This window comes from Peteryoungia desertarenae (assembly GCF_005860795.2).
In the GTDB taxonomy this organism is placed as follows: domain Bacteria; phylum Pseudomonadota; class Alphaproteobacteria; order Rhizobiales; family Rhizobiaceae; genus Allorhizobium; species Allorhizobium desertarenae.
Map to the genome: position 1 here is coordinate 528,779 of NZ_CP058350.1, position 26,222 is coordinate 555,000.

The 26,222-nt window shown below is 55.3% G+C and carries 17 protein-coding genes, 1 tRNA gene, 2 rRNA genes and 1 pseudogene (1 of these 21 cut by a window edge); 10 read left to right on the top strand and 11 right to left on the bottom strand.

What is annotated here, in order from left to right; all coding sequences use genetic code 11:
* Positions 1-680 precede the first annotated feature (680 nt).
* The gene (locus FE840_RS02515) at positions 681-1,022 is read right to left on the bottom strand and encodes a 4a-hydroxytetrahydrobiopterin dehydratase (protein ID WP_138288597.1); all 342 of its coding nucleotides are present in this window, start codon (positions 1,020-1,022) and stop codon (positions 681-683) included.
* A gap of 1 nt (position 1,023) precedes the next feature.
* Positions 1,024-1,818: a phenylalanine 4-monooxygenase gene (gene phhA / locus FE840_RS02520; RefSeq protein WP_138288598.1), complete on the bottom strand. Its 795-nt coding sequence runs from the start codon at positions 1,816-1,818 to the stop codon at positions 1,024-1,026.
* 126 nt (positions 1,819-1,944) lie between these two features.
* Here phhA and FE840_RS02525 point away from each other — a divergent pair, with 126 nt between their 5' ends.
* Positions 1,945-2,406 carry an Lrp/AsnC family transcriptional regulator gene (locus FE840_RS02525; protein ID WP_138288599.1) on the top strand — a complete coding sequence of 154 codons (462 nt, stop codon included), beginning with the start codon at positions 1,945-1,947 and terminating at the stop codon, positions 2,404-2,406.
* A 186-nt stretch (positions 2,407-2,592) separates the two neighbouring features.
* Here FE840_RS02525 and FE840_RS21165 read toward each other — a convergent pair.
* The 4 genes and pseudogenes from FE840_RS21165 to FE840_RS02545 all read right to left on the bottom strand — a co-directional run.
* Positions 2,593-3,044 (bottom strand): annotated as a pseudogene (locus FE840_RS21165) (hypothetical protein); the annotation flags it as partial.
* Positions 3,045-3,089: 45 nt separating this feature from the next.
* Complete coding sequence (locus FE840_RS02535; protein WP_138288601.1) at positions 3,090-4,088, bottom strand: cobalamin B12-binding domain-containing protein; 999 nt, start codon at positions 4,086-4,088, stop codon at positions 3,090-3,092.
* Between the two features lie 68 nt (positions 4,089-4,156).
* A complete protein-coding gene (locus FE840_RS02540; protein ID WP_138288602.1) occupies positions 4,157-4,828 on the bottom strand; it encodes a helix-turn-helix transcriptional regulator in 672 nt (223 codons plus the stop codon).
* A 691-nt stretch (positions 4,829-5,519) separates the two neighbouring features.
* Entirely contained in the window at positions 5,520-5,897 is a 378-nt protein-coding gene (locus tag FE840_RS02545) for a hypothetical protein (protein ID WP_171033774.1), read from the bottom strand.
* 167 nt (positions 5,898-6,064) lie between these two features.
* Between FE840_RS02545 and bcsA the strand changes: the two genes are divergently transcribed.
* The 4 genes from bcsA to bcsN all read left to right on the top strand — a co-directional run bounded on the left by bcsA (position 6,065) and on the right by bcsN (position 13,434).
* Positions 6,065-8,335, top strand: a complete 2,271-nt coding sequence (gene bcsA, locus FE840_RS02550; RefSeq protein ID WP_246318836.1) for a UDP-forming cellulose synthase catalytic subunit — start codon at positions 6,065-6,067, stop codon at positions 8,333-8,335.
* Entirely contained in the window at positions 8,328-10,631 is a 2,304-nt protein-coding gene (locus tag FE840_RS02555; protein WP_138288604.1) for a cellulose biosynthesis cyclic di-GMP-binding regulatory protein BcsB, read from the top strand. The genes bcsA and FE840_RS02555 overlap by 8 nt, the downstream gene beginning before the upstream one ends.
* 206 nt (positions 10,632-10,837) lie before the next feature.
* Positions 10,838-12,667: a hypothetical protein gene (locus FE840_RS02560; RefSeq protein WP_138288605.1), complete on the top strand. Its 1,830-nt coding sequence runs from the start codon at positions 10,838-10,840 to the stop codon at positions 12,665-12,667.
* The gene (gene bcsN, locus FE840_RS02565; RefSeq protein WP_138288606.1) at positions 12,664-13,434 is read left to right on the top strand and encodes a cellulose biosynthesis protein BcsN; all 771 of its coding nucleotides are present in this window, start codon (positions 12,664-12,666) and stop codon (positions 13,432-13,434) included. The genes FE840_RS02560 and bcsN overlap by 4 nt, the downstream gene beginning before the upstream one ends.
* A gap of 632 nt (positions 13,435-14,066) precedes the next feature.
* On the opposite strand, the gene FE840_RS02570 is transcribed toward bcsN, so the two are convergent.
* Positions 14,067-15,233 carry a LysR family transcriptional regulator gene (locus tag FE840_RS02570; RefSeq protein WP_138288607.1) on the bottom strand — a complete coding sequence of 389 codons (1,167 nt, stop codon included), beginning with the start codon at positions 15,231-15,233 and terminating at the stop codon, positions 14,067-14,069.
* 514 nt (positions 15,234-15,747) lie between these two features.
* The gene (locus FE840_RS02575) at positions 15,748-17,466 is read right to left on the bottom strand and encodes a tannase/feruloyl esterase family alpha/beta hydrolase (RefSeq protein WP_138288608.1); all 1,719 of its coding nucleotides are present in this window, start codon (positions 17,464-17,466) and stop codon (positions 15,748-15,750) included.
* 902 nt (positions 17,467-18,368) lie between these two features.
* On the opposite strand from FE840_RS02575, the gene FE840_RS02580 reads away from it, so the two are divergent.
* The 5 genes from FE840_RS02580 (at position 18,369) to FE840_RS02600 (ending at position 23,784) form a co-directional block, all read left to right on the top strand.
* Positions 18,369-19,529: an ROK family transcriptional regulator gene (locus tag FE840_RS02580; RefSeq protein ID WP_138288609.1), complete on the top strand. Its 1,161-nt coding sequence runs from the start codon at positions 18,369-18,371 to the stop codon at positions 19,527-19,529.
* A 327-nt stretch (positions 19,530-19,856) separates the two neighbouring features.
* Positions 19,857-21,215: a pilus assembly protein gene (locus FE840_RS02585; RefSeq protein WP_138288610.1), complete on the top strand. Its 1,359-nt coding sequence runs from the start codon at positions 19,857-19,859 to the stop codon at positions 21,213-21,215.
* Positions 21,212-21,715, top strand: coding sequence for a TadE/TadG family type IV pilus assembly protein (locus FE840_RS02590; protein ID WP_138288611.1), 504 nt, complete (start codon positions 21,212-21,214; stop codon positions 21,713-21,715). Before FE840_RS02585 ends, FE840_RS02590 begins: the two co-directional genes overlap by 4 nt.
* Positions 21,716-22,243, top strand: coding sequence for a TadE/TadG family type IV pilus assembly protein (locus tag FE840_RS02595; protein WP_138288612.1), 528 nt, complete (start codon positions 21,716-21,718; stop codon positions 22,241-22,243).
* A 59-nt stretch (positions 22,244-22,302) separates the two neighbouring features.
* Positions 22,303-23,784, top strand: a complete 1,482-nt coding sequence (locus tag FE840_RS02600; protein ID WP_138288613.1) for a lipopolysaccharide biosynthesis protein — start codon at positions 22,303-22,305, stop codon at positions 23,782-23,784.
* 66 nt (positions 23,785-23,850) lie between these two features.
* Here FE840_RS02600 and FE840_RS02605 read toward each other — a convergent pair.
* The 3 genes from FE840_RS02605 to FE840_RS02615 form a co-directional block, all read right to left on the bottom strand.
* Positions 23,851-23,926 (bottom strand) — tRNA-Met (locus tag FE840_RS02605).
* A 256-nt stretch (positions 23,927-24,182) separates the two neighbouring features.
* A 5S ribosomal RNA gene (gene rrf / locus FE840_RS02610) occupies positions 24,183-24,297 on the bottom strand.
* 217 nt (positions 24,298-24,514) lie between these two features.
* Positions 24,515-26,222 (bottom strand): 23S ribosomal RNA (locus tag FE840_RS02615); it runs 1,169 nt beyond the window's last position.

The following is a 26,222-nucleotide window of genomic DNA, read 5'->3' on the forward strand; positions in this document are numbered from 1 at the left end:
CCGGACCAGATCAGCGACGATGCTGTGTTGAGATGTTTCCGTCGTCTGCCAGGCCTGTGAAGGGTGAAGGACATGATCCGTCCATAGGTCATGCCTATGCGGCGTCGCGCTTCCAGAGTTCAAGTTGCTCGAGGAGATAGTCGGCATGCTGCCCTGCCAGATGCGGAGAGTGTGTTGAGCGCTGCACTTTCATGGCAGGGACCGCATCCGGTAAAACCGTCGAAGTTTCCCAAACCGTCTGGATCCACGTCGCCGGAGCCGCTGCGAGCGCCCGAGATATCAAGATGTTGGTGGTCGGATGATCGCTGAAGCGTCTGCAGGATGGCCGTGACGGCCTAAACTGCATCATTGTGCGCCAGGACAGCCCGAGACGGCAGGGGGCTTTCTTGTCGTTCTTGACCGTGTGGGCAGACTTGCATGCAATGACCTCGCCATCTGTCTCCACAACCTGGTCGAGATAGCCTCTTGGCACGATGCGGTTGATCAGGCCGAAGTTTTTGGTCGTCGATGCATCGAGGCCTCACCGGCAAGCAGCATGTCCATCGCCTGCGTGGGTGATGCACTTGCACGAGGGGGGCGACCATCGACGTGGAGCAGAAGAAGCAGACGGGTATGCGGCGCACCGATCCCGGCTCGCGCTTCGCTTTGCCGGGATGGCGAATGAGGGCTTGTGGGTCTGTTCAGGCGACCAGTTTGTCGAGCTTTGCCGCGCAGATGAAGTCGTTCTTCGTCAAACCGCCCAGCTCGTGCGAGGTGAAGGTGATGCGGCAATAGCCCCAGCCGAAGGCAACGTCCGGATGATGTCCATCCCGGTCGGCGTTATAGGCCGCTAGATTGGCCAGATAAACCGCCTTGGCAAAGCCTTTGACCTTGAAAGCGCGCTGAATGGCTCTGGCTTCGTCATCCATGGTCCAGTCGGGGTGCAATCCGGTTAACAGGGCGCGGGCTTCGTCCGCGGGCAGGGTGCCGCCAATTCCCTGGCAAGGTTCGCAGACGGCTTGGGCAAGATCTGTTGCGCTCATGTCAGGCACTCTTCTCTACAGGGTAAAGCGGCGCGAAGAGCCCAAGCGACTGGGCCTTGCGGATATCGGCGGCCAGATCCCGCTCGGCGGCCTTGAACAGGTCGTCGACGTTTTCCAGCACGTAATAAAGCGGCTGGTGAATGTCGATCCGGTAAGGTGTGCGCAGGATGTCGATCACGTCGAACGGGCGGCGGATGACGTCAGGACCGCTGACACTGTGGGGAAGCTCCGTTGGCGACGATGCCAAACCGGAGCCGAGCGACTTGTAGATGCCGTCAACCCTGGTCAGACCGAACTCGATGGTGAACCAGTAGAGGCGGATCAACCAGGAATAATCCTTGGCCTCCAGCTTTTGACCGGCCTTGCCGATGGCCTCGGAAAAGGCGGCAAAGCGCGGGTCGGTCAGCAGCGGGGTATGGCCGAAGATCTCGTGGAAGATATCCGGCTCCTTGATGTAGTCGAAATCCTTGCGACTGCGGATAAAGGATGCCGCTGGAAAGGTGCGGTCCGCAAGCATCGAATAGAAGCGACCGAAGCCGATCAGGGCGGGAACCGGCTCCACCTTCCAGCCTGTATGCCGGTCGAGAACGTCGGACACCTCTGTGCATTGGGGCACCCGGTCGGCGGGCAGGGCCAGCTTGTCGAAACCTGCCAGATAATCCGGCGCGGCCATCTTGCGGACATTCGGCTCCTGGCGGGCATAAAGGTCCCGCCACACACCGTTTTCCTCCTCGGTATAGGCGATCCGCCCGTCCGGGCCAGGGATCTTTGCAGTATAGGCGCTTGTCTTTGCCATGGTGAGTTCCTCCTCAGTGACAAAGATAAACCCGATCTTGCGGTTTTTCCGTTCTCATTTGGTCATTTTTGCTTCAAACTCGAAAAGAAATGAAAGGCTAGACGGAAAACGGGGAGGATTTTGCCGATGGAGCTCGACAGTCTGGACAAAAAGCTGCTGGCCCTCTTGCAAAAGGACGGCCGGGCGAGCGCCAAGGATCTGGCCGAACAGGCCGGCATGTCTGTTTCGCCCTGCTGGCGCCGGATCAGACGTCTGGAGGAGGCAGGGGTGATAGAGAAATATGCAGCTGTCCTCAATCCGCGTGAACTGGGATTTCATGCCATAGCTTATGTGCATGTGTCGCTGATGAACCATGGTCCCGAGACGATCGCAGCTTTCGACCACATGGTGCAGACCGAGGATCGGATCATTGAGTGCAGTTCGATCGCGGGTGATGCGGATTATGTCATGAAGGTCGTCGTTCGCGATCCGGAGGATCTTGAGGCCTTCATGATGAAAAAGCTGCTCGGCCCCGGGCTCGTGCGGGCCTCGCGCACCAACTTCGTGCTGCGGACGGTCAAGTCCGGCCCTTCTATGCCACTTGGCTGAGAGCACTTTCTCAGACTTTTGGCTCCTTGTGTATCGCTTAAGTTGACGCTTGTGTGATATGATCGGGAAAAGGGCGAGCCTGTTTCTTCCGCTTTGAACCATTCGGAAGCCATTGATTTTGCGCCGTGATGGCATTGGCGAACTATTGGGTTATGCGGTTTCGGATAAGAAACAGCATAAAGGCCACCAGTAGGCGATTGTCTTGAGGATGAAGCGCAGTTTGTGAGTTGCGGCCACACGGGTGGCGTTGGCGGCATCGTCATCATGTCCGAGCTGAAAGTTTCTGCCGAAACGACCATCCGTCTTCATGTGACCGATGGTCGCCTCGATGGCTGATCGTCGCTTGAGTTCGCGTCGGATGGTGGAGGTGAGCCTTCGCTTCTGTCCGGCAATGCAGACGGTGGCCGCGCCTTCAGGGTAAGCCGCACGTCGGTCGGATAGGCAATAGCCTTGGGTTGCACTGTCGTGTCCACCGTGATGCGCTCCAGCAAAAAAGGGGTTGACCGTTCCGGTATCAGGGGCGGCATCGACATCGGCTTTCAACATCTCGCTCAACCCATCCGGACCGATCCGCTTGCGCCAGCGCGTCATCGTGCTGGATCGATTGGAAACTTGGTCCGAAGGAACTCGCAGCCGCAAATGGAAAAACAGGTGACCTGGTCGCTGGCAGTTCCGTCCTTAAACTACTTTGGTAGCCACTGCTTGACCACTCTGCTGAACGCCCGCATGTCAACATCGAATGATGGCAGATTGTCGTAGACCAGGGTTGCATTCAGAGAAGAGAATTGCCGCTGATCGAACTGCCGCCCGCCCAGGCAGATGACGACATGGGATGGTAGGACTTCTCGAAGTTGGGCAACTTGTGCCCACAGTCGTTTCATCTCAAGGAATGACGATGCAAGACAGACAATATGGGCGCCAAAACAATCCACCGCCTGCATGATCTCGGCAACAGGCAGCTGAGAGCCAAGGAAAACAGTCTCGTGGCCTGCTTCGTGAGCAGCAATGCAGGCGAGCATGGCTCCAATATCGTGGAATTCCCCATGCGGTGTCGTCACGATCGTGCGAAGGACCGGTTTTTGATGCGGCACTTGCTCAAGCATGATTGCGCTGAGGTGAGTTCGAAGCGCTGTTGTGATGAAGTGCTCTTGGAAGACGGACGTCTGACCGTGCCACCAGCGTTTACCCACTTCCTGCATCAATGCTGACGAATACTCCGTTGCAAATTGGAGACAGCCCAGTTCTGTCAGAGCCCTGCCCAAGACCTCGAAGCAGGCCTGCTTGTCCAGTCTTTCGGCAGCGTCAAACAAAACTGACCAGTCAACTGGATCAGGCAATCGCGATTGAACACTGTCGACAATGCCCCGTTGAACCTGAAGCGGCATATCACGGATTTCTTCCGTCGTGTAATGCATGTCGAGCAGTCTTCGAACCAGATCAATCCGGTAGAGTTCAAAGACGCTGGCGTTCAGTTCTGCCTGTTCAGACGTCACACCCAAAACGTCCAGCCATGTCTTGAACTCGGGATGACTGAGACCGATCATGTCACCGGCATGCGAGAGCGGGATATGTCCCTTGAGAACCCATTCGCGATCAAGCTGATCCATTTCGCGACCTCTTGCAGCAATCGTCATGTCGAACGGGGTCGGGTAAGCATGATAGATCAGGCTCTCGTCCGCCACCAAAGGTCATGGAAGCCTCATTCTTCCGTCCTGTCGTGCCAGGTGTCATTGCATCTTTGTTCATGTCGTCACGCAACCAGCCCCATGCGAATGGTCTTCGCAACAAAGCTCAATCGATTGGTCGCACCCATTTTCCGCATTCCGGAGCGAATATACTCATTGACGGTGTGCTCCGAGATCCCAAGGATCAATGCTGCCTCGTAAGATGTCTTGCCCTCGGAAATCCAGCGGGCAACTTCGAGTTCCCGCCGGCTCAAAACCATGTATTCGAACTCGGGAGGTGGCACCGTCGCCAGCAGAAGTCTGTCGATCTCGGTCGAGCAACCGGCGGCGTCTGCTTCAAGGGATGGAACAGCAAGGACAATCGAAAGCGAGGTGCCTGCATCAGGCCTGCCAACATAACTCAGCACCACGTGGCCCTGACTAAGTGCAAGAGATGGGCCTTCGAACATCACATCTTTCCGAAGCGACAGGCGTCGCCATTGTACATCCAAAACCTGGACATCAAGCGGGCCGAACATCCAGCCATTGACCTTAGTCCGGTCAAACCATTCGAAAACAAGTTCCGGTTCACCAATCCCGTCGTCCACGCCATGGAGCCGGTGGATCTTCAAGCCGGACGCATGCCAGCGCCGGGCCACACTGTTCAACTGACGGGACAGAAATGTCAGAGGGTCTGACTGAGGAGAGGGTGAGGGTTCATGATACATTGGGGCATCCCGTTCAGATCGAAGCGTCATGCCCTCATCTCCCCCCTAAATTTCGTGGCTTGTCACAGACATTGAAGCTGTCATTCTGGCTGCGTCCAAGACAAACGCGGAGCTCTGAGGGGATAGGGTTTTTTCTGGTCGTTAGCTTCCAGAAAAAACTGTAGCGGCGGCAAACCTTTCCCCTCAGAATCCCACTTGGGTCACTGCATCGACTATTGCGGGCCGGGTGAAAAGCACGAAATGGGGTCTTCGTGGCAGGACACTTCGCTATGTCCGCGATGGTCAATGGAGCAGATCTACTGTCAACTTTTCGTGACAGATTTCCAGCAACCAGATCGCGAACCCAAAAAAAGTATTTAAAAACTGATAGATGACAATTCGGTCGCATGAACGCAGTCCATCAATTTGGGCCTTCATGGAGAAGCGTGAACTATTTGCGCGAATGAGCAGTAGCTTGGTCCTGTAAAGGCAGGCCGCCACCATGCTTGGGTTATGTAAACTCCTTTCATCGAACTGAATGATGGCCAAAGGATTGGTCATTTGACCTAGCACTTCATTCTGGAGAGTAACCAGAGCCTTCCCTTGACTGAACACATTTCGGAACCCGCATATCATTGCTTTATTTCGATTTACTCAAAAGCAGTTCACACAACGACGCATGGATTGGCATCCGCCACAGTGAGTGATGAATAGCAAGTTGGTCAAAGGGGCTATCGAAACTCTACCAAACGTTGAGTAAGCAACCCTTGGAGACTGAAGCCGGGCAAAACTCAAGGCAGTCATCAAGCTCCTTGGGCATGGAGATGTGCACCTGAACCCCGGCCTCTGCAGCGCGACGACTTGAATCATTTGCGGTTTGAGTGATCTGCGCAGAAGCGGTCGCCGTCTCCGCGATCACCTTGGGGTTCTTGTTTTCATGATCATCGGAAATTTCAAGGTTTGCCACTGAAAAACGTGAGCAAGGCAGGGCGCCCGTCCAGGTTCGGCGGGGCAGCGTTAACAATCTGGTTACCATGCGACGCAATTTGAAATTAACGGGACGCCCGCTGGCATGCCATCTTGCAGGGCCAATCGCCATCGGCATATACGTTGAATTCATTGAGTAATTCTCTTCGTTTCAGCTCGATCCGGCACGTTTGCAGCGGCATTTTCACGATTCATTAAATTAGGATTTTGCTAACGCATCACTCCTAGGAGTCACAGCGTTCCACGGCTGGAACCTCTGGCGATGATCGACCGGGGCAATGAAAAATGGGGACTGGGCACATGAAGTGCATCGCTATGCCTGCAATTATTGCGGGCGCTATCGGACTGTTTCTGCTGTTGCTGCCAATAAGCCTTCAGGCGCAACTCGTGCTGAGCATTATTGTTCTCGGCCTTATGCTCATCTTCATGACACGCCCGGAAAACAAAACCCTGCGGCTCATGACATTTGTCTTCGCAGGCATCATTGCGCTTCGTTACGCATTCTGGCGAACCACCGAAACCCTGCCGGACCTGTCAGAACCATTGAACTTCATACCTGGCCTGATCCTCTATCTGGCCGAGATGTTTTGCCTGGTCATGCTGGCCATCAATTTCTTCATCGTCGCAGATCCGGTGAAGCGCAAGCCAGCGGAACGGCAGGCGGCAGAGGATCTGCCAACCGTCGATGTCTTCGTCCCGTCCTACAATGAGACGGCCGACCTCCTCGCTGTGACCCTGGCGGCAGCGAAGTCGATGGATTACCCGCAGGACAAGCTGGCCATATATCTTCTTGATGACGGTGCGACCGCCGCCAAATGCGCAGATAGAGATCCACGCCTTGCCCACGCTGCCCGTCGCCGGCGCGACGAACTGCAGGCATTGTGCCGTGCCCTTGGCGTCCATTATCACGCGCGCCGCGAAAACAGCCATGCCAAGGCTGGCAATCTGAATGCAGGCTTGCAGATCTCGCATGGAGAACTGGTTGTCGTCTTCGACGCCGATCATGCTCCGGTACGGGACTTTCTCAAGGAGACCGTTGGCCATTTTGCCTCGGATGATCGCCTCTTCCTCGTGCAGACACCCCATTTCTTTCTGAATGCCGATCCGCTGGAAAAGAACCTCGACACGTTCCGCTCGATGCCCTCGGAGAACGAGATGTTCTATTCCGTCGTTCAGCGCGGGCTCGACAAGTGGAATGCTTCCTTTTTCTGCGGCTCTGCCGCTGTCTTGCGGCGCAAAGCGCTTGAGGAGACCAACGGCTTTTCGGGGCAATCGATCACTGAAGACTGCGAAAGTGCACTGGCACTGCATTGTCGGGGATGGCACAGCGTCTATGTCGATAAGCCGCTGATCGCGGGCCTTCAGCCGGAAACACTGGTCTCCTTCATCGGTCAGCGGGTTCGCTGGGCGCAAGGCATGTTGCAGATTCTGACACTCAATCGCCCGTTCTTGCAGAGCGGCCTGACGCTTGCCCAACGCATCTGTTACGCAGGTACCAACCTGTTTTGGCTGTTCCCAGTCACTCGGCTGATCTTCATGTTCGCCCCGCTTCTCTACATCTTCTTCTCGCTACAGATCTTTGAAGCCAATGTCGTCGAGTTCATCTGCTATTCCGTCACCTATCTGATCTCGTCATTTGCGATGCAGAGCTATCTTTTCGGGCACGTTCGCTGGCCCTGGATTTCGGAGCTCTATGAATATGTCCAGTCGGTTCTGCTGATCGGTGCTATTGGCAGTGTCATCCGCAATCCGAGAAAGCCGACCTTCAATGTGACGGCCAAGGGTCAAACGCTGGATCAAAGCAGGCTCTCGCCGCTTGCACGTCCCTATTTCATCATCTTTCTGCTTCTGGCCGGTGCATCCGTTTATGCCCTGTGGCGATACCTGACGGAACCGATGCCTTCAGAGCTCCTGTTGATTGTCGCCGCCTGGAACATCATCAACACGGGCCTTGCCGGGGCCGCTCTGGGCGTCGTGTCGGAGCGGCGCGAGCGCAGACGCAACCAGCGTCTTGATGTCCATCGCCATGCTCTGCTGCATCTTGATGACGCCGATCACGCGGTGATCATCAAGGACGCATCCAGCGGTGGATTTGCCATCGAATTCATCGATGGTCGTCCTGTGGCTGGCATGACCGTCGGAACGACAGGCGCGCTGGAGCTTCGCCGCAATGGTCGCACCATGCGCGCCAACATGGTTTGCCGGACCATGCGCCAGGCCAAGGGCGATGGAGATGGCGAGCCGGTCTTCGGTCTGGCCTTCCTTGAACGCAATGCAGAGACATTCCTGCTGATTGCAGAAGTTATGTATGCAGACCAGTCCGCCCTCCAGGATCGCCTCGACCGTCGCCAACGCAAACAGGGCTTCTTTCGCGGAACCCTTCGCTTTGCCTATTGGGCGATACGCGAGACCCTGCGGTCATTCCAGTATGCCTTTGGCTTCATTCGCGAGACCGCCGAAGTCTCCAATCCGGATGCACCTGTGGCCCTCGGTCCGCCCGTGCGCACCGCACCCATCAGAATCGAGCCCGTAGCGCAAAAGTCCTCGACGGAGGAGATGGCCTGTGCTTGAGTTCAGACATCGCATCGCCCTTCTGGCATTACCCCTCGCGGTCCTTAGCCTGATGACACCTGGTCAGGGTCATTCAGCCTCTTCCCTGGTACCTGAGGCATTGCTTCAGTCCATGGGCACCTATCCCGGGTCGGGCCAATTGAAGGATTGGCTTGTTCCCTTCAGCCAATCCAAAGCGGAAATGTGGTTGAGTGGGGAAGACGACACCCGCCACCTGACATTCTATCTCACGCCTGACGAAGCGGCGGGCGGCGGGCGACTGCGCCTGACCTATACGAACGCGGTGTCGGTCATGCCGGAAGGTGCGGTGCTCCTGGCGAAAGTGAATGGCCATGCCATCGGACAGCTTCCAATCCGATCGCCACAAGGCATGCTTGCCAACGAGTTACCACTGCCTGCCGGTATCGTGGTCGCCGGCTGGAATACCGTAACGCTCAGGGCGTTGCACCAGCATCGCGTCGATTGCTCGATCCCGGCGACCTACGAACTCTGGACCCAGATTGACCCCGTGACCAGCGGCTTCGTCGCAAGGACAATGCCCAGAATGCAGGATCTGTCTTCCATCCTGTCGGTTGGCCGCAATGACACCGGCGAGACAGAATTGCGGATCATCACGAGTCCCGGCGCTGTTGAGAATACAGCCAGAGAAAGCCTTGCCGCAGTCCAGGCTCTTGCGATCCTTCTCGGTCGAGATGATCTCCGGGTTGTCTATACGGAGACCGAGGGGGTCAGTCACGGTATCGATCTATACATCGGCGATCCCGAGGCTCCCGGCCTGTCGAAGGCCACACGCGACATCATCCTGAAAGCGCCAACTGGACTTTCCGTCCAGAGGATGGAAAACAACCGCATACGACTGATCCTACGCGGTGCAACTCCAGAGGCACTGTCCCTCGCACTGGCCAATGCTTTCAAGGGGCCGCTGCAGCCCATCCTGACCGGTCGACGCAGTCTCGAACCTCCGCCATCAATCCATGCAGATGAAAGCAAGCGGGTAACGCTTGCCGAGACCGGCTATGAAACAGCGCCCTTCACTGGCCGGCTGTTTCGGACGAGCTTTGACCTGGTCATGCCAGAGGATTTCTACCCCGGGGATTACGGCACCATCGACCTCAGGCTGAATGCTGCAACAGCACCCGGCCTCGAACCGGGCGCACAGATCATGGTGCGGGTCAACGAACGGGCCGTAACCAGTCACATTCTCCACAATCCAGAGGGCGTGACCCTGAAGGATAAGCTTCTTGGTCTATCCCTGCGGGCCTTTCAACCGGGACACAACAAGGTCGAAATACTGGCCGAGCTCCCTCACCGGGCCGATGCGGCATGCGATCCGGCCGGGCGACACCAGGCGCCACGCTTCCTGCTGCTGGGCGAAACGTCGCTCGACATCCCAAAGTTGGCCCGGATCGGGCGGATGCCGGACCTCGCTGCCTTTGCCGGGCGCGGCTATCCATTCAATAGCGCAAAGAGGTTTGATCTCGTCGTAGACGCCGCAACGCCCGTCAGACTGTCCACAGCGGCAACCATGCTTGCAAAACTCTCGCTGGCCTCGGCTCGTCCGCTTCTGGCACGCCTGGTGATCGGCAGCACCGTCAGTGATCAGGCAGAGCATGTTCTGATTATCAAGGCGGGGGCATCGGGCATGACAGAGACCGTCGCGTCAAAAGCCGGTCGGATTATGCCAAGGGAATTCGACAGCCTCTTGACCGCGTCCGTGTCCACCCCGGCATCGCAGCTCCAGCCGCTCTCTGCAAGCGATTCACAAGCCCTGCTTGACGCGTTCCAGATCGAAACTGCCATGGATTCAGACGCACTCCCATGGTCCAGTCAGTTGGCAAAAGGTCTGCGGCATGCATCAGCCATGGTCAATAGATGGCTGCAATATCAGCAGGCCGGCGACATCCCGCGTCACATTCCGTCGGCAGACACCCTTGTCACGCTTAGCCAGACGAGCCTTGAAGAGACCGGAGCGATGATCACCACTCTTGCAGCAGCAAACGAATCCGATCTCCTTGACGGAAGCCGGATCCTCTTCGAGCCATCAGCCTGGGCAAGCCTGACGGGAGGGACGGCCACAGTCACCCGTTCGGACCACGCAATCGTCAGCAAACAAGCTGAAAGCGTGGTCTATCACAGCCTGACAGACACAAGTCTCGGCAATCTGAGGCGTCTTGCCGCTGCATGGCTATCTGACAATTTCATCGTCTATGTCACGTTGATCCTGTTCTGCATCGGTGGCTTCGGCTTCTGGCTGGGGCATATCGTTCCCCGCAGGGGCGTGAGGAGCGTCAAATGACGAACCGGCGTCTTATCACTCTCCTGCTGGCCCAAACCCTATTGTGTACGGCCATCCACCCCTCCATCTTGCGGGCTGAATCTCTCTTACCACCTTCGCAATCTCCGGTCCCGAATGCACACCGAGAAGCAGCGCCAGTTAGCACGCATGTTCAACCAGATGCTGTTGAAATTGCAGCACTTTATTATTATGCGCGCGAAGGCCAGATGGATCGTGTGGACCGGGAGGCAAGACGGCTGAGCGTCAAATTCCCGGGCTTCGTCCTGCCAGACGATCTCTTCGACCCGGTCTCCGAAAACAAGGTCGATGAGACGCCTCTCTGGCAGCTTTACGAAAAGGATGACTTTGTCGGCATAGACATGGCCATCAGTCGAATGGCTGCCGACAATCCAGGCTGGCAACCTTCCGTGGACTTCAAAGACAAGCTAGAGCGTCGAAAACTGCGCTTTGAGCTTATGAAGTCTCATGCGGCGCAGGATTCAAGCCGCGTTATCATACTTGGTCAGGAACTGGATCCAGCAACCGAAACCGACGTCGATCTGCTCTGGGCGCTGATCGACGCCTATCGGGACCAGGACCAGCTCGAACCCATGGCGCCGATATACAAGGGCATCCTGTTTCGTGGGCCGGGAGCGTCCTTTGACGCCGATATCGTTATGACAACGCTGCAAAAAGCCTTGAAGGATTTCCCGGTCCATGAGCTGCGTCAGGTCATCGCGATCCTGTCGGCTGATCCTGATTTGGCCACCAGAATGTCAAAACTGCAGCTCGACATCATCCGGCGGGAGATCGCGGACTTTAATGCGGGAATTCCAATGGCCACCCCTCCCCTGCCGGAAAGCGTTCTTGCCATTCGTCGCACCGCCGGCCCGCAAAACCAGGTATCAGACCAGATCCTCCTGGGCTGGTACTATCTGAAGCTTGAACGGCTCGACGAAGCGGAGAACTGGTTCCGCAATGCATTCGCCAACGAGGGGACTGCGGAAAACCTCGAGGGTCTGGTTGCGGTGCTCGAGCGCCAAGCACGCAAGGCCGACGCATTTGCCTTGGTCGCAAGCCATATTGAGCTACTCGACCATAAGCCGGAAACCTTTATCGAAACCCTTTCCTATCCCTTCCTGGCCTCCACCGATCTCGTACCGGAGCCGACAATTGCCGAAACTTATGCGATGGCAATCCAATCCGCGCAATCTGCGACCCATGCCGAGCTGCTGGGTTGGTATGCCTATAATGGTCGACAGTTCAACGCGGCAAAAGCCTGGTTCCTTCAGGCGGTGAACTGGAAGGTCACACGCGACAACATCAAGGGACTTGCACTGACCAGTCTGCAGCTAAAGGACAGGGAGGGTCTTGCCGCGCTCAAGCAACGTCATGGATCTGCCTTTCCGGATGTCTTTGCAGACCTCGAAAAGGCCGCCGAGCCCAAGGGGAAAGCCGCACAGACTGTCCGTGAACCAGCCACCAAGGCCGCGCCCCGTTACCTGATGAGCTTCCAGGCCAAGCGCTACGGCGAGTGCCTTGCCGATCTTGATCGGCTGGCAAGGGCGGGGCAGATGACGCCGGAAGCCCAACTGATCCGCGGCTGGTGCAATCTCGAACTCAATCACCTGACCGAGGCCCGCAAGGCGTTCGAGACGTCGCTTTCGACTGGCGTTCGACAATCGGACGACGCAGTCTACGGGCTTGGCCTGTCATTGCTTCGTGCACGCATGACGACTGATGTCGAGATGCTCCTTGCGACCCGTCCGTTGTCGGCTAGGCGGGCGAATGAAATCAGGGCCGAACTCCTCTGGCTGAAGGCCAGGGATGCTTTTGACCGAAAAGCCTATGACCAGGCGCTTGCCAGTCTGAATGCCCGATTGCAGATCGCCGCCGAACCCGTCGGAATGACCCAGATGCGGGCCTGGGCGCATTTCCACATGGGCAACCTCAGGCAATCGCGGGCAATCTTTTCCGAACTGAACCAGGTGGTGGATGATCCGGCCAACCGTCGAGGGCTGGCAGCCATCCGTGAACGCATGGGGATTGACCAGTGAGAGCAAAACCTCTTCTCAGCCTGTCATTGCTGTTGCTGACCGGCTGCACCACCATTGACGATCCATGGTTGACTGGCGCGGCACAAACGCCGGGCACGCAGCAAAACCGACATGTTGCGGTCCACACCGCCTGGGGCGCGCTCCACGGATTGAAAGAGGCACCCATCGCCGTGAGACAGTTATCGGGTCAGGAGGGGCCGAGGCAGGAAATCGTCTTTGCCAACGATACTCCTGTCATTGGCGAGAACATGCTCGTCATTGAAAGGCTTTCGAGGGGAAAGTCGGACACCGAACAGACCGTCAATCGATCAAGTCTATCTGCGGAGATAGATCGATCTCTACCGGACATTCGCCTGCATACGGGTCCGATTATGGGAACCAACTCCTATGGTAGATACGGCGCTGTTGTCGGCGCAACGAACAAAGGTGCATCATGTGTCTATGCATGGCAACAGATTGGAAAATCGACAGTTCCAGATCCGTTGAAAGTCAGGCTGCGCTATTGTTCTGCCGACGCTGAGCCAACAATGCTGTCGTCGCTTTTATCTTCACTTACGCTTCGGCTGGAGGGGCTGGACGCTCTTTCTGGCAATCAGGTTTTACAGACCGCGCCTCTGCTCTATTCCTATTCGTTCTCTGACCGTGGAACGGACGGGCTTGATGAGGGCCGCAAGGCTGTCCTTGGGGTCGAGCCACGACCCCTTGAACACAAGGCCGCTCCCCAATCAGCCGAACCGAACTCGGTCCTCGTGCCAATGCCTCGATAGAAACTCCCTCTGAAGTCAGATCTTACCGACCGAGGAGAGACCATAAATAGTCAGGTCGAGCAAAACATGATGGCACGCAATATCCTCCCCATTTCAACGGAAAGGGTCGTCCAGCATGAGGACGTCCTTGCCCGCGAGCTGTCCGGCGAGTTTGATAGTGAGCCCAAAATGCAAAAGCTCCTCGCGGGTTACGCCAGGAGCTTTCGAGGAAGGGATTTGGGTTTGACGAGATTGCGGTATTGTTGGTTGCGCGGGCCTGTTGACACGGAGGCTTGTAAGAAAGTGTGTTTGCTTACGACTTTGTATATCAAAGACTTTTCCGGTCTGAAGATGTGTTGACATGGTTAGACAGAAGCCTGAGGAAACACCAGCCCCGTTAACTGTTTGGGTCCCAACCGGACAGAAACGGTGGCCAGCGTTGCGCCCGTGGCATCGGTGTCCGCAAACACGTCTATAGAGCCTTCCGATGCTCGATCTGGTATCGGTCACAGGACAGCTTCGGCGCAGGTGGATGGGCTGGACTTTGGACTTTTCCTACCCAATCTGAATTTCTTTGCAGCGTTTGGTAATTTGAAGAAACGCTTCCCACTTCAGCTTGTGGGAGGGTCTTAAGGGCTGTGAGAGCTTTGGGGTCAGACTGTTGGGCAACACGCAACGGCCTCTTCGATCCGCCTCATTGCCAGCTCCTGCAGTTTCGTGGGCTTCCAGTCCGCCCTCACCAAGACGACGAATTCATATTCATGTGATGGGATAGAAACGGCACCAACATTGTTCAGTCCAGTGAACTCATCTTCATGTACGACGGCGACGAAACCTGCGTCCAACACGAGCGATCGAAGGATTTGCAGATTGTCGGTCGAGATAAAGGACGTCGGAAATGAGCAATTCTCATCATGAAGCCATGCGGTGAAGAGCTTGTAGGCATAGGTCTGGTCATTGGGCACAGCCCACCATCGATTGGTGGGAACCGCTTCTAGGCCTTCTGAATCGCTTTCCTCTTCAACCCGCCATGCGAGCTTCAATTTCAAAGGGCAGCGGGCAAGCTTTCTGATTTCTGCGGGAATTGTTTCGTCTCCAATGCAGGCAAGACCAGCATCAACCCGTCCAACCGCCAACGATTTGGCGATCTGATCTGGCGGAAGATCGACCACTTCCACCGCGATTGCCGGACAACGCGCCTTAAGGCTTTGCAGACTATTCGACACAATCGAAGCAGGACACTGCGTGGAAACCGCGATAGAGAGCTTGGCACTGCCTGCACCACTTATCTGCATGATTTCCATCTGCGCCTGGGCGAGCTCACGGAATGCAAGCGTGTAAGCCTGTGCGAGGTCAAAAGCCAGTCTCGTCGGAATCGTTTTGTTTCCGACCCTATCGAAAAGGCAAGAATCCGCCACGTTCTCCAGCTCAGCGACTGCTCGATGAACCGTCGACTGGGACAGCCCAAGCTGTTTGGCGGCAATTGTATAACTCTCCGTCTCGGCAAGCGTTGTTGCTGCGAGTAGCTGCGACGTAGTCGCTGCTGCCTTCACTTTAGCACCCGCCCGATCCAAAACTGGATCCAGATATCCCAACGCCCGGACGCAACGCGCACGGAGCAGTTCACCCTCCTGGGTGAGCAGGAGTCCACCTGCCGTACGCTCGAAAACCCTTCTGCCAATTTTGAGTTCAAGACCAGAGATTGCCTGGGCAATGGCAGGTTGCGAGAGCATGAAGTCAGCGGCAACATGACTGAATGACCCATAGTGAGCAGCCGCCAGAAAGATACGCAGGTGCTTGATGTTGAACTGCTTTGACACTTACATCCTTGACAGCTGACAGCCGGTCGTCACGTCGGAAAAACCAACGAACCAATTGATTTTTAAATAAAAATCGGCATTTCACAAAAAAGAAAAACAAAATATGCAGAAAATTAATTAGAATTGCACATTATAAAGCCAAAAGGATAAAATTTTGACATGTAAAATTTCGGAAAAATATTTCCGTTTGTAAGTTTTGCAAATTAAAATACTGCGCACCGACGATAATTATTGTATCTTACAATTCAAGAGATACAATTCGCCTGAATATCAGTCGTGACGTTTGAACTGTCATCTTGCCCATTCCGCGATCCCGATTCCGCGGCCGATTTGGCTCTGCGTCAAGTGTCGTTGATAGCGGTTCGTCAAACGACATGCACCTCTCAGCCGGACATAAAGGATCGATCAAGTGTCGCAAATGAGCAGATCGAATGCCGATCTGCGGCGTGTAATTCGGAACAATTGAAGTGCTCTTCGCGGTGGAAACCGGAAATCCAAACCACTCACTGTCGCCTCATTGATTTGCCGGCTCATAGGGACTGAAGAGGTCCTGCCCTGGCCAGTCTCTCAAACGTACTACTTCTGCGGACGGCCCCATATGCCAGCTGCCGCCGTCTGTCACCTCTCCGCTGCCGCCAAACTCGGCAACATAGGGATATGGATACGCAGGTCTTGTCATGGGAGGCAGCGCGTCGACGTCTAGCACCTTGCGCGGCGGGGGCCCACCCTTCTCCGTCTTGGCGAAATCAGGTTGTCCAAAATCACTCTCCTCCCCGATCGACGTTGTCAAGATCGCCTCCGGTGCAGCGCCACCTTCAACCCAGGCCATCATCGCCGTTAGCAGATCGAGATGACCGAGCGCCTGCCCTCCGCCGCAATGCGACATGCCAGGCAATAGGTAAAGGCGCACAAATTCATGGACCTTGTCGGTTCCCATGTGATGCTGCAGCCCCTTGTAATAGGCCAGCGTATTGGCGGGTGCGATATGGGCATCGGCAAGGCCGTGCCACAGAATGAGTTTGCCTCCCCCAGCCTCAAACCTCCCAAGATCCGTGTTGGTAGCATCGAAAAGGGCATGGCGTGCACGCAGGGCATCAAGTGTCGCCTCCTCGAAACGCAGATCGGAAAGCTCGAAGTTGGTTCTGCCTTCAGAAAAGGCCAGCATCCTAAGCACCGGTAGAGCGGCCATTGGACTCATGAACTTGCCATTCTTCCCGTCCGCAACATAGACGCCCTGCCAGTTCAATTCTGAACCTGGCAGGGGTTGCCCGGCTGTAAGCGGCCGCCCAGTGACGGCGTCGCGAGGACCATCATAAAACTTGCGGACCACCTCCGCTTCTTCGGCAGTGAGGCATTGGCCGCTGTCTTGCGCATCATTCGCGCAGATAATCGTTTTGGGGTCGAAGTTACATTGGCCGGGCAGGGATATAATGCCGTCTTGAACCCCATCCAGGTCGTCGCAAGCTGAAAGAACTGCATTATGCAGAACCGGCAGCTTATCAGACGTTAGAATCACGGTGCCATCGGCAGCCGTATTCGATGCCGCCTGCCAACCGTGAAAAAGTGTGTTCTGGATTTGAAATAGCATTGCCGGGGCACCAGCAATCACGCCATCGAAGTCATCAGGGTAGCGCTGCGCTTGCATTAACGCCTCACGACCGCCATCAGAACAGCCATTAAAGTAGGAGAAGCGCGCGGATTGGCCATAAAATGTCTCGATAACGGCTGCCGCCGCTTTAGCAGTCAAATGCTGCGCACGATAGGCGAAGTCGATGCGCTTTTGCTCGTCAAGACCCCAGTCTTGCTCGTTGGCTGAATGGCCCATGTCCGTAGCGGCCATAACAAAGCCTCCGCCTGCCAGAATCTCGCATCCATCCGATGCACCTGACCTAAGCGTGATGTTGCCGCAAAGGCCACCGCAACCAACCTGCAGGTAACGCTGCTGCCAAGTCTGGATTGGCAACAGAACCTGAAAGTTAATTGCAGGGGACAGCTTGCCCTGCAGCGAACAGACTGGAATCCCGTTACTGGTTGTCTCGGCAACAGAAGTGACCGAGCTTCCCTCGCCGCCGATCGCGACAAGATCAACGTCATAAAGTTCTGCGCAACCTTTGACAGGCTTCACGACTGCCAGCTCCTGCGGCGCAGCCGCGCTTTCTATCGGATTGGCGACGACCATTAAAGCTGCGTAAATGCCGACGGCGGAACATCTCAATGTCATCTGTGTTCTCATATCTTTTCCTGGTCGATGAGGGCGCGGCTAGTCGACTATGAGCGCGCGAAGGATGTGCTTGCTTTTGTTCACTGGAGCTCTGGCGCAGGCAGTTTACAAGAACTACCGCTGAGTTGTCGGCGGGATCTCCCGGTCAGCCAATGCAGATAAGCAGTCGATGCGGGCGTCCTTTTCCACATCGGCAGTGGAGCACCCCATTTTTTGGTCATAGTTCTTGCTTCTAGATCGCTAGAGCGGGCATGTGGGACACGGACCAAAATGGCTCCAATACAAGTTGCGCCTCGCTTTAACATTTTGGGAAGAGAGAAGGAGCTCACGGTTGCAAACCCGCCAGAGCGGCCCGAAGCACGACGAAGTCCATCGGGTTGTTCAATCTCGCCCATGGGAAAAATCCTTTCCAGCAAGCTCTTGATCCGCAAGCCCGCCGACTTCTGATCGGGAACAGAAGTCCCCGCCGCGGTTGATACTTTCACGGACAAACAGTTTGCTTGCCTAAGGTCGCTCGACGTTTGGACACATGCATGATCCAATACCAAGAGGCCGGCCCAAGACATCGGAACACGCCTTTTGCAGCTCCTTCTTCCCATGTCTTTGACGAGAGCCATGGCGGATGTAGTATTGGCCGGTTTCTGGGCAGCAACTGTCGCGTCTATCATGTCTTCAGGCATTCGTTCTCTTGAACCGGCGTTCTTCACTATTGTTAGACATGGCATAAAGCTCTCGCATTACAGTCCATGGAAGGTCCAAACGACCACACATACCTCCAGCAAACCAACCTCTCGAGTAGGGAGCGGTATCACATAACGACGTATAGAACCTGGATACGACAGGACATTTCATTTTCATTCGATCCATTTGGATCGTATTTAGGGTGCGATCTCTAGTCAAGGAAATTGATCCATATGGGCCGAATTGACGATCCGCAGTCGGAAAGCAAATCAGAGGCACGAATCCTTCAGCTCCTGAGGGAGCAAGGTGAATCGAGCATTGCGGAACTGGCACGAATTTCTGGACTGGGCAAAGCAACCGCTTCGCGAGCGATACAGTCACTCCGTCTGCGGGGCCTGATCGAAGACACCGGCGATATCTTCAGAAGGCTACCATCTGGCCGCGCCGGTCAGGCAATAAGAATACGACCTGACGTCGGCCTGTATCTGGGCATTGCCCTTGCTCGTTCAGATATCACAATTGTGATTACAGATGCTGCCAAGCGCGTTATCGACTGGGAACGCAACCCATTAAGCGCCGCTCAAGGCAGGCAGCCGCCGAGCATCAACACTGTCATTGGCTTGGCAGACCGGCTTCTGTCGCGGTCAGGTAGTAACCGCGCCCGCCTGTATGGAGTTGGTGTCGCGGTGGCTGGTCCAGTGAATCCACGAACAGGAGAGATAAGTCGTTCGCTCCTGCTGCCAAAGGAAGACGGAAGGACGCTTCAGGAGGAGCTATCAGACTATTTTGGCAAACCCGTAATCTTGGACAACGACGCCAACTGTTCAGCCCTTGCAGAACTTTTGTGGGGCAATCTTAACAACCACACGACGGCAGTTCTGCTCAGACTGGATCGTGGTGTTGGTGGCGCGATCGTTCACAACGGAGTGGTCATGCGCGGACATACGGGCAAGGCAGGAGACTATGGTCATATCGTTTACGACCCAAAGGGCCCTTATTGCCAATGTGGCGGGCGCGGCTGTTTCGAACGTTATCTGTCGATCTCTGCCGCCGAGTCGGATCTGGGGGAAACGATTGCTGCTGCTGGCATACGTGCGAGTTGTGGGGACTCTATCGCAATCGAAGGCGTTCGTCGCCAAGCTGTGATCCTCGGCTCACTTGCAGCAGTGGTGTCGCGAACGGTAGACCCAGAGCGAATTCTGATTGGAGGAGGAATGCTTGCACTCGGAACAAGGTTTCTTGAGGGCGCAAATGAAAAGCTTCACTCGCTAAACCCTGCCGCGCCACCCATTGAAGCGGCAAGAGCTGCTACGGCCTTGAATGGGGGATTACCGAATGATGAGCCAGCGCTGGGAGCCATTGGACTGCTTATTCGACAAGAGAAATCGGGCTGATGATCTCACCCGCCAGGGGGAGCAGCGACCTCATGTGTGGGATGTATTAGCCTTTGCCCATGGCAATTTTTTTGGACGTCCTTTTCCTTGCACAAGGTGTCCCAACAGATTTTCCTTTTCAGCCGCAACATCATCCCCCCTTCGGTTGCCCTCCTCCGAGCGAACTTCGAACTGAAAATGACCGTCCTGCCCCCCTGAAAAGTGCAGACACACGGGGTAACCTCTAAAGAAATCCAGAATGTTACATAAGTAATTTACAATATTAGGATTTTGAAAACCCCACGGATCCACTTCTGCTTTTGGTCGAAACCAGACGAGCAAAGTGTGATGAAAACGCCACGAAGAATACGCAATCACCGTTCTGCTGCATCGTTCTTCCTGAATGTCTTCAGGAGAGGCCTAAGATGCACTTCCGGCCAATTCGGTATCTTGTTCGCAGTCATTGCTCCGGTTTCCATCGTAGCGATTGGCGGAACGATTGATATCGCGATGGCAGAAAGAGTTCGTACCGATCTTCAGAAAACACTCGACAATGCGACCCTTGCGGCAGCATCAATTACCCAAAATCAAAACGCAGAAGCAGTCGTCAACGAATTTCTCCGGACACATTTCGGTGGGGGAGTGACCGCGTCAGTCAGCATGCGCGCGACCGCTGATACGCGCGTTGTCAACTCGGTAGCGACCTACACCCACAAGACGTACTTTTTGCATCTGCTGGACATGGACGTCCTAAACATATCGGTTTCGTCCACCGCCAGCGAGTATGCCCAAAACGTCGAACTGTCTCTTGTCCTGGATATATCCGGCTCAATGTTGGCTGGAGAAACAGTTACCCGAATTGATGCATTGCGTCCGGCAGCCCAGAGATTTGTCGAGGAGGTCTTGAATGAGCGGACCAAGCTGACGACCACCATAAATCTCATTCCCTACTCCGGCCAAGTAGCCCTTGGTGCACGCGCGTTCGATACATTGACTGGCGGAACCAGCACTGGGGTCCGCAAACACAACCACTCTTCCTGCATTGGCGACCGCTCCACACGATACTCGTCGTCCATCCCGAATTTCAGGCAGGCTGAGCACGTTCCTCATTTTGCAACAAATCGATGGGCCCGTGAATTTGAGCCATGGCAGTGCCCCAATGACGAGTCCGCTGCAATTCTGTTTTCCAACGACAAGAAGGCATTGAGCGAACGGATCGCCGAAATGCAACTTCATGATGGAACGGGCACGCATATCGGCATGCGTTGGGCGATCATGACCCTGGACAACCGCTTCAACACCCATGTGCGCCAACTCGACCGCGCGGAAGCGTTCGACATCGACGACCGACATCTCAACCGACCGCTGCCTTTCAATAGCGGATCAAGAAAGGTGATCGTGTTGATGACGGATGGCGAGGTCTGGCATCAGCATCGTCCAGAAACATCCGATCCGCTGGGGCCTGTACGAAAGATCGTGGACAAATCTCAGACGCAGCGGGTTCTTCGTGAGGCCTGCAGCTGGGCCAAGAATAACAAAATAGAAATATACACCATAGGATACGAAGTCACTGACAACGATGCAAATTCCATATTGAAAAATTGCGCTAGCAGTCCGTCCCATTACTATGACGCAGATATAGAAAACATAGACATTATTCTTTCCAATATTGCCGGAAACATTTCTGGACTCAAGCTGACCCAATGAACAAATTTTACAAATCGAAAGATGGCGCAACAGCAATTGAGTTCACGATATTATTTCCCCTCTTTGCGGCAGTGCTGTTTGCGTTATTCGAGCTCGGTGCGTTGTTCCTGCGTTTTAATCAGCTCGATCAAGCAGTGGACAAGGTGTCTCGTGTCATGCGCGTCAACACCAGTGTGCGCTACACCGAGCCCACCATCAGGCGTCTCATCTGCTCCGAGCTGCAGATCAGTCAAAAGTGTGAAGATCGGCTTTCAGTGGAACTCGTACGATTTTCGAGCTTTGCACAGTCAGGACCCAAGAACACATGCGCGGCCACAGGGCAAGCGATCAGAACTCCTGGTTCGTTTTCACGCGGTGCCAAATCCGAAGTAATGATCATGCGGGTGTGTATGTCATTCGATATCATAACGCCGATGATCGGTGTTGCTTTGAAACTGGGTGCCGATCAAAGCGGGCGATATGTTGCAGTGTCTTCAACGCTTTTTGCGAATGAACCCTAGATGCAAAAAACTCGCCAATTATTCCAAGACAAGTCGGGTGTCGCTGCGGTTGAGTTTGCCCTCATCTTCCCTGTCATGGTCTTCTTGGTCATGACCGCATTCGTCGCATTCGAAATTGTACGTCATGACTCGTTCAATCGTCGTATTGCCGGCTCCTTATCTGACGTACTTAGCCGAAGCGAGGGGCTGCGTAGGAGTGAGCTTGAAAAGCTCGCACATGATGTCGAGCGCAGCTTTTCGCAGATTGGTGAAACCTTTGGCATGCGTGTTTCAAGCCACATCTTTGATGATGAAGGCCGAGGGGCTGCAGTTTGGGTATATCACTATGGTGCCTTCCCCGAGGGCGATGGATTTCACGACCTACCCAAGGGTTCAATGGGCGAGAGCTTCATCCTCGTAGAGATGATCAACTCATACGAAAACGTGTTTCCGGGTCTCATGCGCGATGTTGGTGAACATTGGGCAATCAAGGTTTCCTCTGCAAGTCGGCCGAGAACCGTCCCTCTAATATCAATAACCAATGATTAGCGCCGTTTTCGGTCGCCAGATTCAGTTCGAAATAGAGCGATACCATAGATGGGAAAAATTTGCCTCTGAGCGTAGTCCGTAATTCCATCCTCAATCTCGTCTCTGCCATCATTTCGATGGCGAGCGGTTTCATTGCAGCCGTTGTCGTTGCTCGGCTGCTTGGAGCTGAGGGCGCGGGCGTGACGGCGTTCGGGTTTTGGGTCGCATCATGTGCCGCCGTGATCTGCGACCGAGGCTACCCGCAAGGAATCCTGCGGTTTGCCGCCCGGAGTGACACCCAATCAGCTCAGCGAGCTTTCATTCGCTACAGTTTTACACGTTTCATTCCGATTTTGGTGATTGCCTTTGCCGCCGCCTGCATCTTGTCCTTTGCAGGCAAGGCCTGGACCGACCAGGCTGACCTCTATGTCTGGCTGGCCATTGCGGTACTGTTTTTGGTCTACGGCCTGTCGAACTTTTCGCTCTCCGCCGCCCGCGGCAGCGGAGACTTCTACAGGCCTGCACGCAACACCATTCTCGGCAGCATCTTGTTCGTCCCGCTCTCGGTCATCGGCGCACTCACGATCGGCCCTGCAGGCGCGATCCTTGCTCTCGCCAGCCGCTACATGCCACAGGCCCTCCAATTGTCGGCCCTGATTGCGGGAAACAGGGAGGAACATGACGGGTCTGCGATCGTCCCTGACAAGGAATTCCGAGACTACAGGAGGCAAATGTGGATCAATGACGTGATCGGCATCATCGCGCTGTCACGCCTGGAGTACCTGTTTCTGTTGATCCTCGCGACCAAGACAGACATGGGATACTTTGCCGTCGCGATTGCGTTTGCGGGCCTGGTCGATCAGCTTGCCATGCAACTGTCATCTCCACTCGTCGTCACCTTCTCGCTCGACCAGCGGCGGCGCTCGAACGGCGCATGGCTTGGCGTCGCGTTTCTGTTTGTTCCAATAGCAATGGGTGGAAGCGCCATCGCTCACCTTCTGGTTCCTCTCGTCTATGGCCCCGAGTTTGCCGACACCGGCTCGGCTGCGGCCGTCATGCTGCTGGCCGGCGGCATGTCTGCACTCCAAATCGTGCCCTGGACCTATCTTGCAGCCAAGGGACATGCGATGGCGCTCACCCGCGTGATGATCATCTCTGCCATCGTCACCAGCATAGCAGCCCCCATCGCTATCTTGATGGACGGGGTCTATGCGCTGGCCTGGTCACGTTTGCTGGTTGAAAGTGTGATCCTGGGCATTCTGATTTTCTATGCTCGCAAAAAGGAAAACATGAGACCGCCAGTATGCCTGCTGGCGAAGATGGTCGTTTCCGGTGTGGCATCGGCGATCGCAGCTTTCGCCATAACCCTCTGGATTCCAACAGTCACGGGCATTTCACTGGCAATCATTTGCGGCGCGGTGAGTTTCCTGCTCACGGTGAAACTGACCGGAGCCGTTCCACGCGACGAGCTTTCACAGCTCTTCCAGTTGATGGACGGCAGGGATCAAAACCGTCTGGCCCACTGTCTCAAATCCAGCTTGCTCTGCATCAGTCGCGCCTGAAATGATCTACAGACAAAGGTTACACCGACGCGGAAATGATTTCCGCTTCCTGTATCGCAAGGTGCGGAACGCGGGCAGGATTTGAACCTGCGGCCTTCAGGTTATGAGCCTGACGAGCTACCGGGCTGCTCCACCCCGCGTTATGTTTGAGCCAGTGTCTGGCGTTGTTGCCAGATGACCGGGTGCGTAGCCCGGTCTTTTTTATTCGTCCTTCCTCGGTCACTTTCGTTCCCTGCGGCGAGGACCGGGGCTGCTCCACCCCGCGCCAAGAGCGTCTCGGGAGTATTGAGACGCTTGAGAGACTGTATCAAGCAGAAAGGGCCGCTTGGATAGCGGCCCGATGTTTCCGGCTTGGGCCGAGTATCTGTGCTTGAGAAGATTATGATTGCCTTTAGCAGACCTGGCAGCGACCTACTCTCCCGCGTCTTGAGACGAAGTACCATTGGCGCTGGGGCGTTTCACGGCCGTGTTCGGAATGGGAACGGGTGCAGCCACCCCGCCATAACCACCAGGTCAGCTAAGGGCAATCATTGAGAAGCTGGTACAGACATTCGCCTGTTTTCCTTATTGAACACGTCTTTTCTCTGCCATCGTCTGCCTGGGACTACCCATACAGGCCGATAGGCCGTCGCGCCTCGTGGCGCGGCCCGTCCGGAGCGCGAAGCGCGTCAGGACAGAAGAGAAGCATCATCGGCGCTGCAAGCAGCGCTGATGAGCACAAGCAATGAGAACGATCAAGCCAATCGAGCTATTAGTAACGGTAAGCTTCACACATTGCTGCGCTTCCACACCCGTCCTATCAACGTGGTCGTCTTCCACGGCTCTGATAGGGAATACTCGTTTTCAGGTGGGTTTCCCGCTTAGATGCCTTCAGCGGTTATCCCTTCCATATATAGCTACCCTGCTATGCCCTTGGCAGGACAACAGGTCCACCAGAGATATGTCCATCCCGGTCCTCTCGTACTAGGGACAGATCCTGTCAATATTCCTACACCCACGGCAGATAGGGACCGAACTGTCTCACGACGTTCTGAACCCAGCTCACGTACCGCTTTAATTGGCGAACAGCCAAACCCTTGGGACCTGCTCCAGCCCCAGGATGCGATGAGCCGACATCGAGGTGCCAAACAACCCCGTCGATATGGACTCTTGGGGTCATCAGCCTGTTATCCCCGGCGTACCTTTTATCCGTTGAGCGATGGCCCTTCCACACGGGACCACCGGATCACTATGACCGACTTTCGTCTCTGCTCGACTTGTCAGTCTCGCAGTCAGGCGGGCTTATGCCATTGCACTCGACGACCGATTTCCGACCGGTCTGAGCCCACCATCGCGCGCCTCCGTTACTCTTTCGGAGGCGACCGCCCCAGTCAAACTACCCACCATACACTGTCCCGGATCCGGATGACGGATCGCGGTTAGACATCCATGACGATAAGGGTGGTATTTCAAGGATGGCTCCACTCAAACTGGCGTCCAAGCTTCAAAGCCTACCACCTATCCTACACATGCCGACACGAATGCCAGTGTAAAGCTATAGTAAAGGTGCACGGGGTCTTTCCGTCTGACCGCAGGAACCCCGCATCTTCACGGGGAATTCAATTTCACTGAGTCTATGTTGGAGACAGCGGGGAAGTCGTTACGCCATTCGTGCAGGTCGGAACTTACCCGACAAGGAATTTCGCTACCTTAGGACCGTTATAGTTACTAGCCGTTTACTGGGGCTTCGATTCAAAGCTTGCACCTCTCCTCTTAACCTTCCAGCACCGGGCAGGCGTCAGACCCTATACGTCGTCTTGCGACTTCGCAGAGCCCTGTGTTTTTGATAAACAGTCGCTACCCCCTGGTCTGTGCCACCCCATCTGACTTGCGTCAAAAGGGGTCACGCTTCTTCCGAAGTTACGCGTGCAATTTGCCGAGTTCCTTCAACATAGTTCTCTCAAGCGCCTTGGTATACTCTACCTGACCACCTGTGTCGGTTTCGGGTACGGTCTATACGGTGGAGCTATTTCCTGGAACCGCTTCCTCGCCCATTCAATCCAATAAGAATGAACAAGTTACGCAATCCGTCACTACCACCAGGCCCACGAATATTAACGTGGTTCCCATCGACTACGCATTTCTGCCTCGCCTTAGGGGCCGGCTAACCCTGCTCAGATTAACTTTAAGCAGGAACCCTTGGTCTTTCGGCGAGAGGGTCTCTCACCCTCTTTATCGTTACTCATGTCAACATTCGCACTTCCGATACCTCCAGGGCCCCTCACAGGTACCCCTTCACAGGCTTACGGAACGCTCCGCTACCACGTATCTTGCGATACATCCTCAGCTTCGGTGCATGGCTTTAGCCCGTTACATTTTCGGCGCAAAGACCCTTATTTAGACCAGTGAGCTGTTACGCTTTCTTTAAATGATGGCTGCTTCTAAGCCAACATCCTGGT

Excerpts from the sequence above, each read along its gene's own strand:
- FE840_RS02515 (WP_138288597.1), bottom strand. The coding sequence starts at position 1,022 with ATGAGCGCAACAGATCTTGCCCAAGCCGTCTGCGAACCTTGCCAGGGA.
- FE840_RS02580 (WP_138288609.1), top strand. The coding sequence starts at position 18,369 with ATGGGCCGAATTGACGATCCGCAGTCGGAAAGCAAATCAGAGGCACGA.
- FE840_RS02590 (WP_138288611.1), top strand. The coding sequence starts at position 21,212 with ATGAACAAATTTTACAAATCGAAAGATGGCGCAACAGCAATTGAGTTC.
- FE840_RS02540 (WP_138288602.1), bottom strand. The coding sequence starts at position 4,828 with ATGACGCTTCGATCTGAACGGGATGCCCCAATGTATCATGAACCCTCA.
- FE840_RS02575 (WP_138288608.1), bottom strand. The coding sequence starts at position 17,466 with ATGAGAACACAGATGACATTGAGATGTTCCGCCGTCGGCATTTACGCA.
- FE840_RS02545 (WP_171033774.1), bottom strand. The coding sequence starts at position 5,897 with ATGAATTCAACGTATATGCCGATGGCGATTGGCCCTGCAAGATGGCAT.
- FE840_RS02595 (WP_138288612.1), top strand. The coding sequence starts at position 21,716 with ATGCAAAAAACTCGCCAATTATTCCAAGACAAGTCGGGTGTCGCTGCG.
- phhA (WP_138288598.1), bottom strand. The coding sequence starts at position 1,818 with ATGGCAAAGACAAGCGCCTATACTGCAAAGATCCCTGGCCCGGACGGG.
- FE840_RS02525 (WP_138288599.1), top strand. The coding sequence starts at position 1,945 with ATGGAGCTCGACAGTCTGGACAAAAAGCTGCTGGCCCTCTTGCAAAAG.
- FE840_RS02560 (WP_138288605.1), top strand. The coding sequence starts at position 10,838 with ATGGATCGTGTGGACCGGGAGGCAAGACGGCTGAGCGTCAAATTCCCG.
- bcsA (WP_246318836.1), top strand. The coding sequence starts at position 6,065 with ATGAAGTGCATCGCTATGCCTGCAATTATTGCGGGCGCTATCGGACTG.
- FE840_RS02585 (WP_138288610.1), top strand. The coding sequence starts at position 19,857 with ATGAAAACGCCACGAAGAATACGCAATCACCGTTCTGCTGCATCGTTC.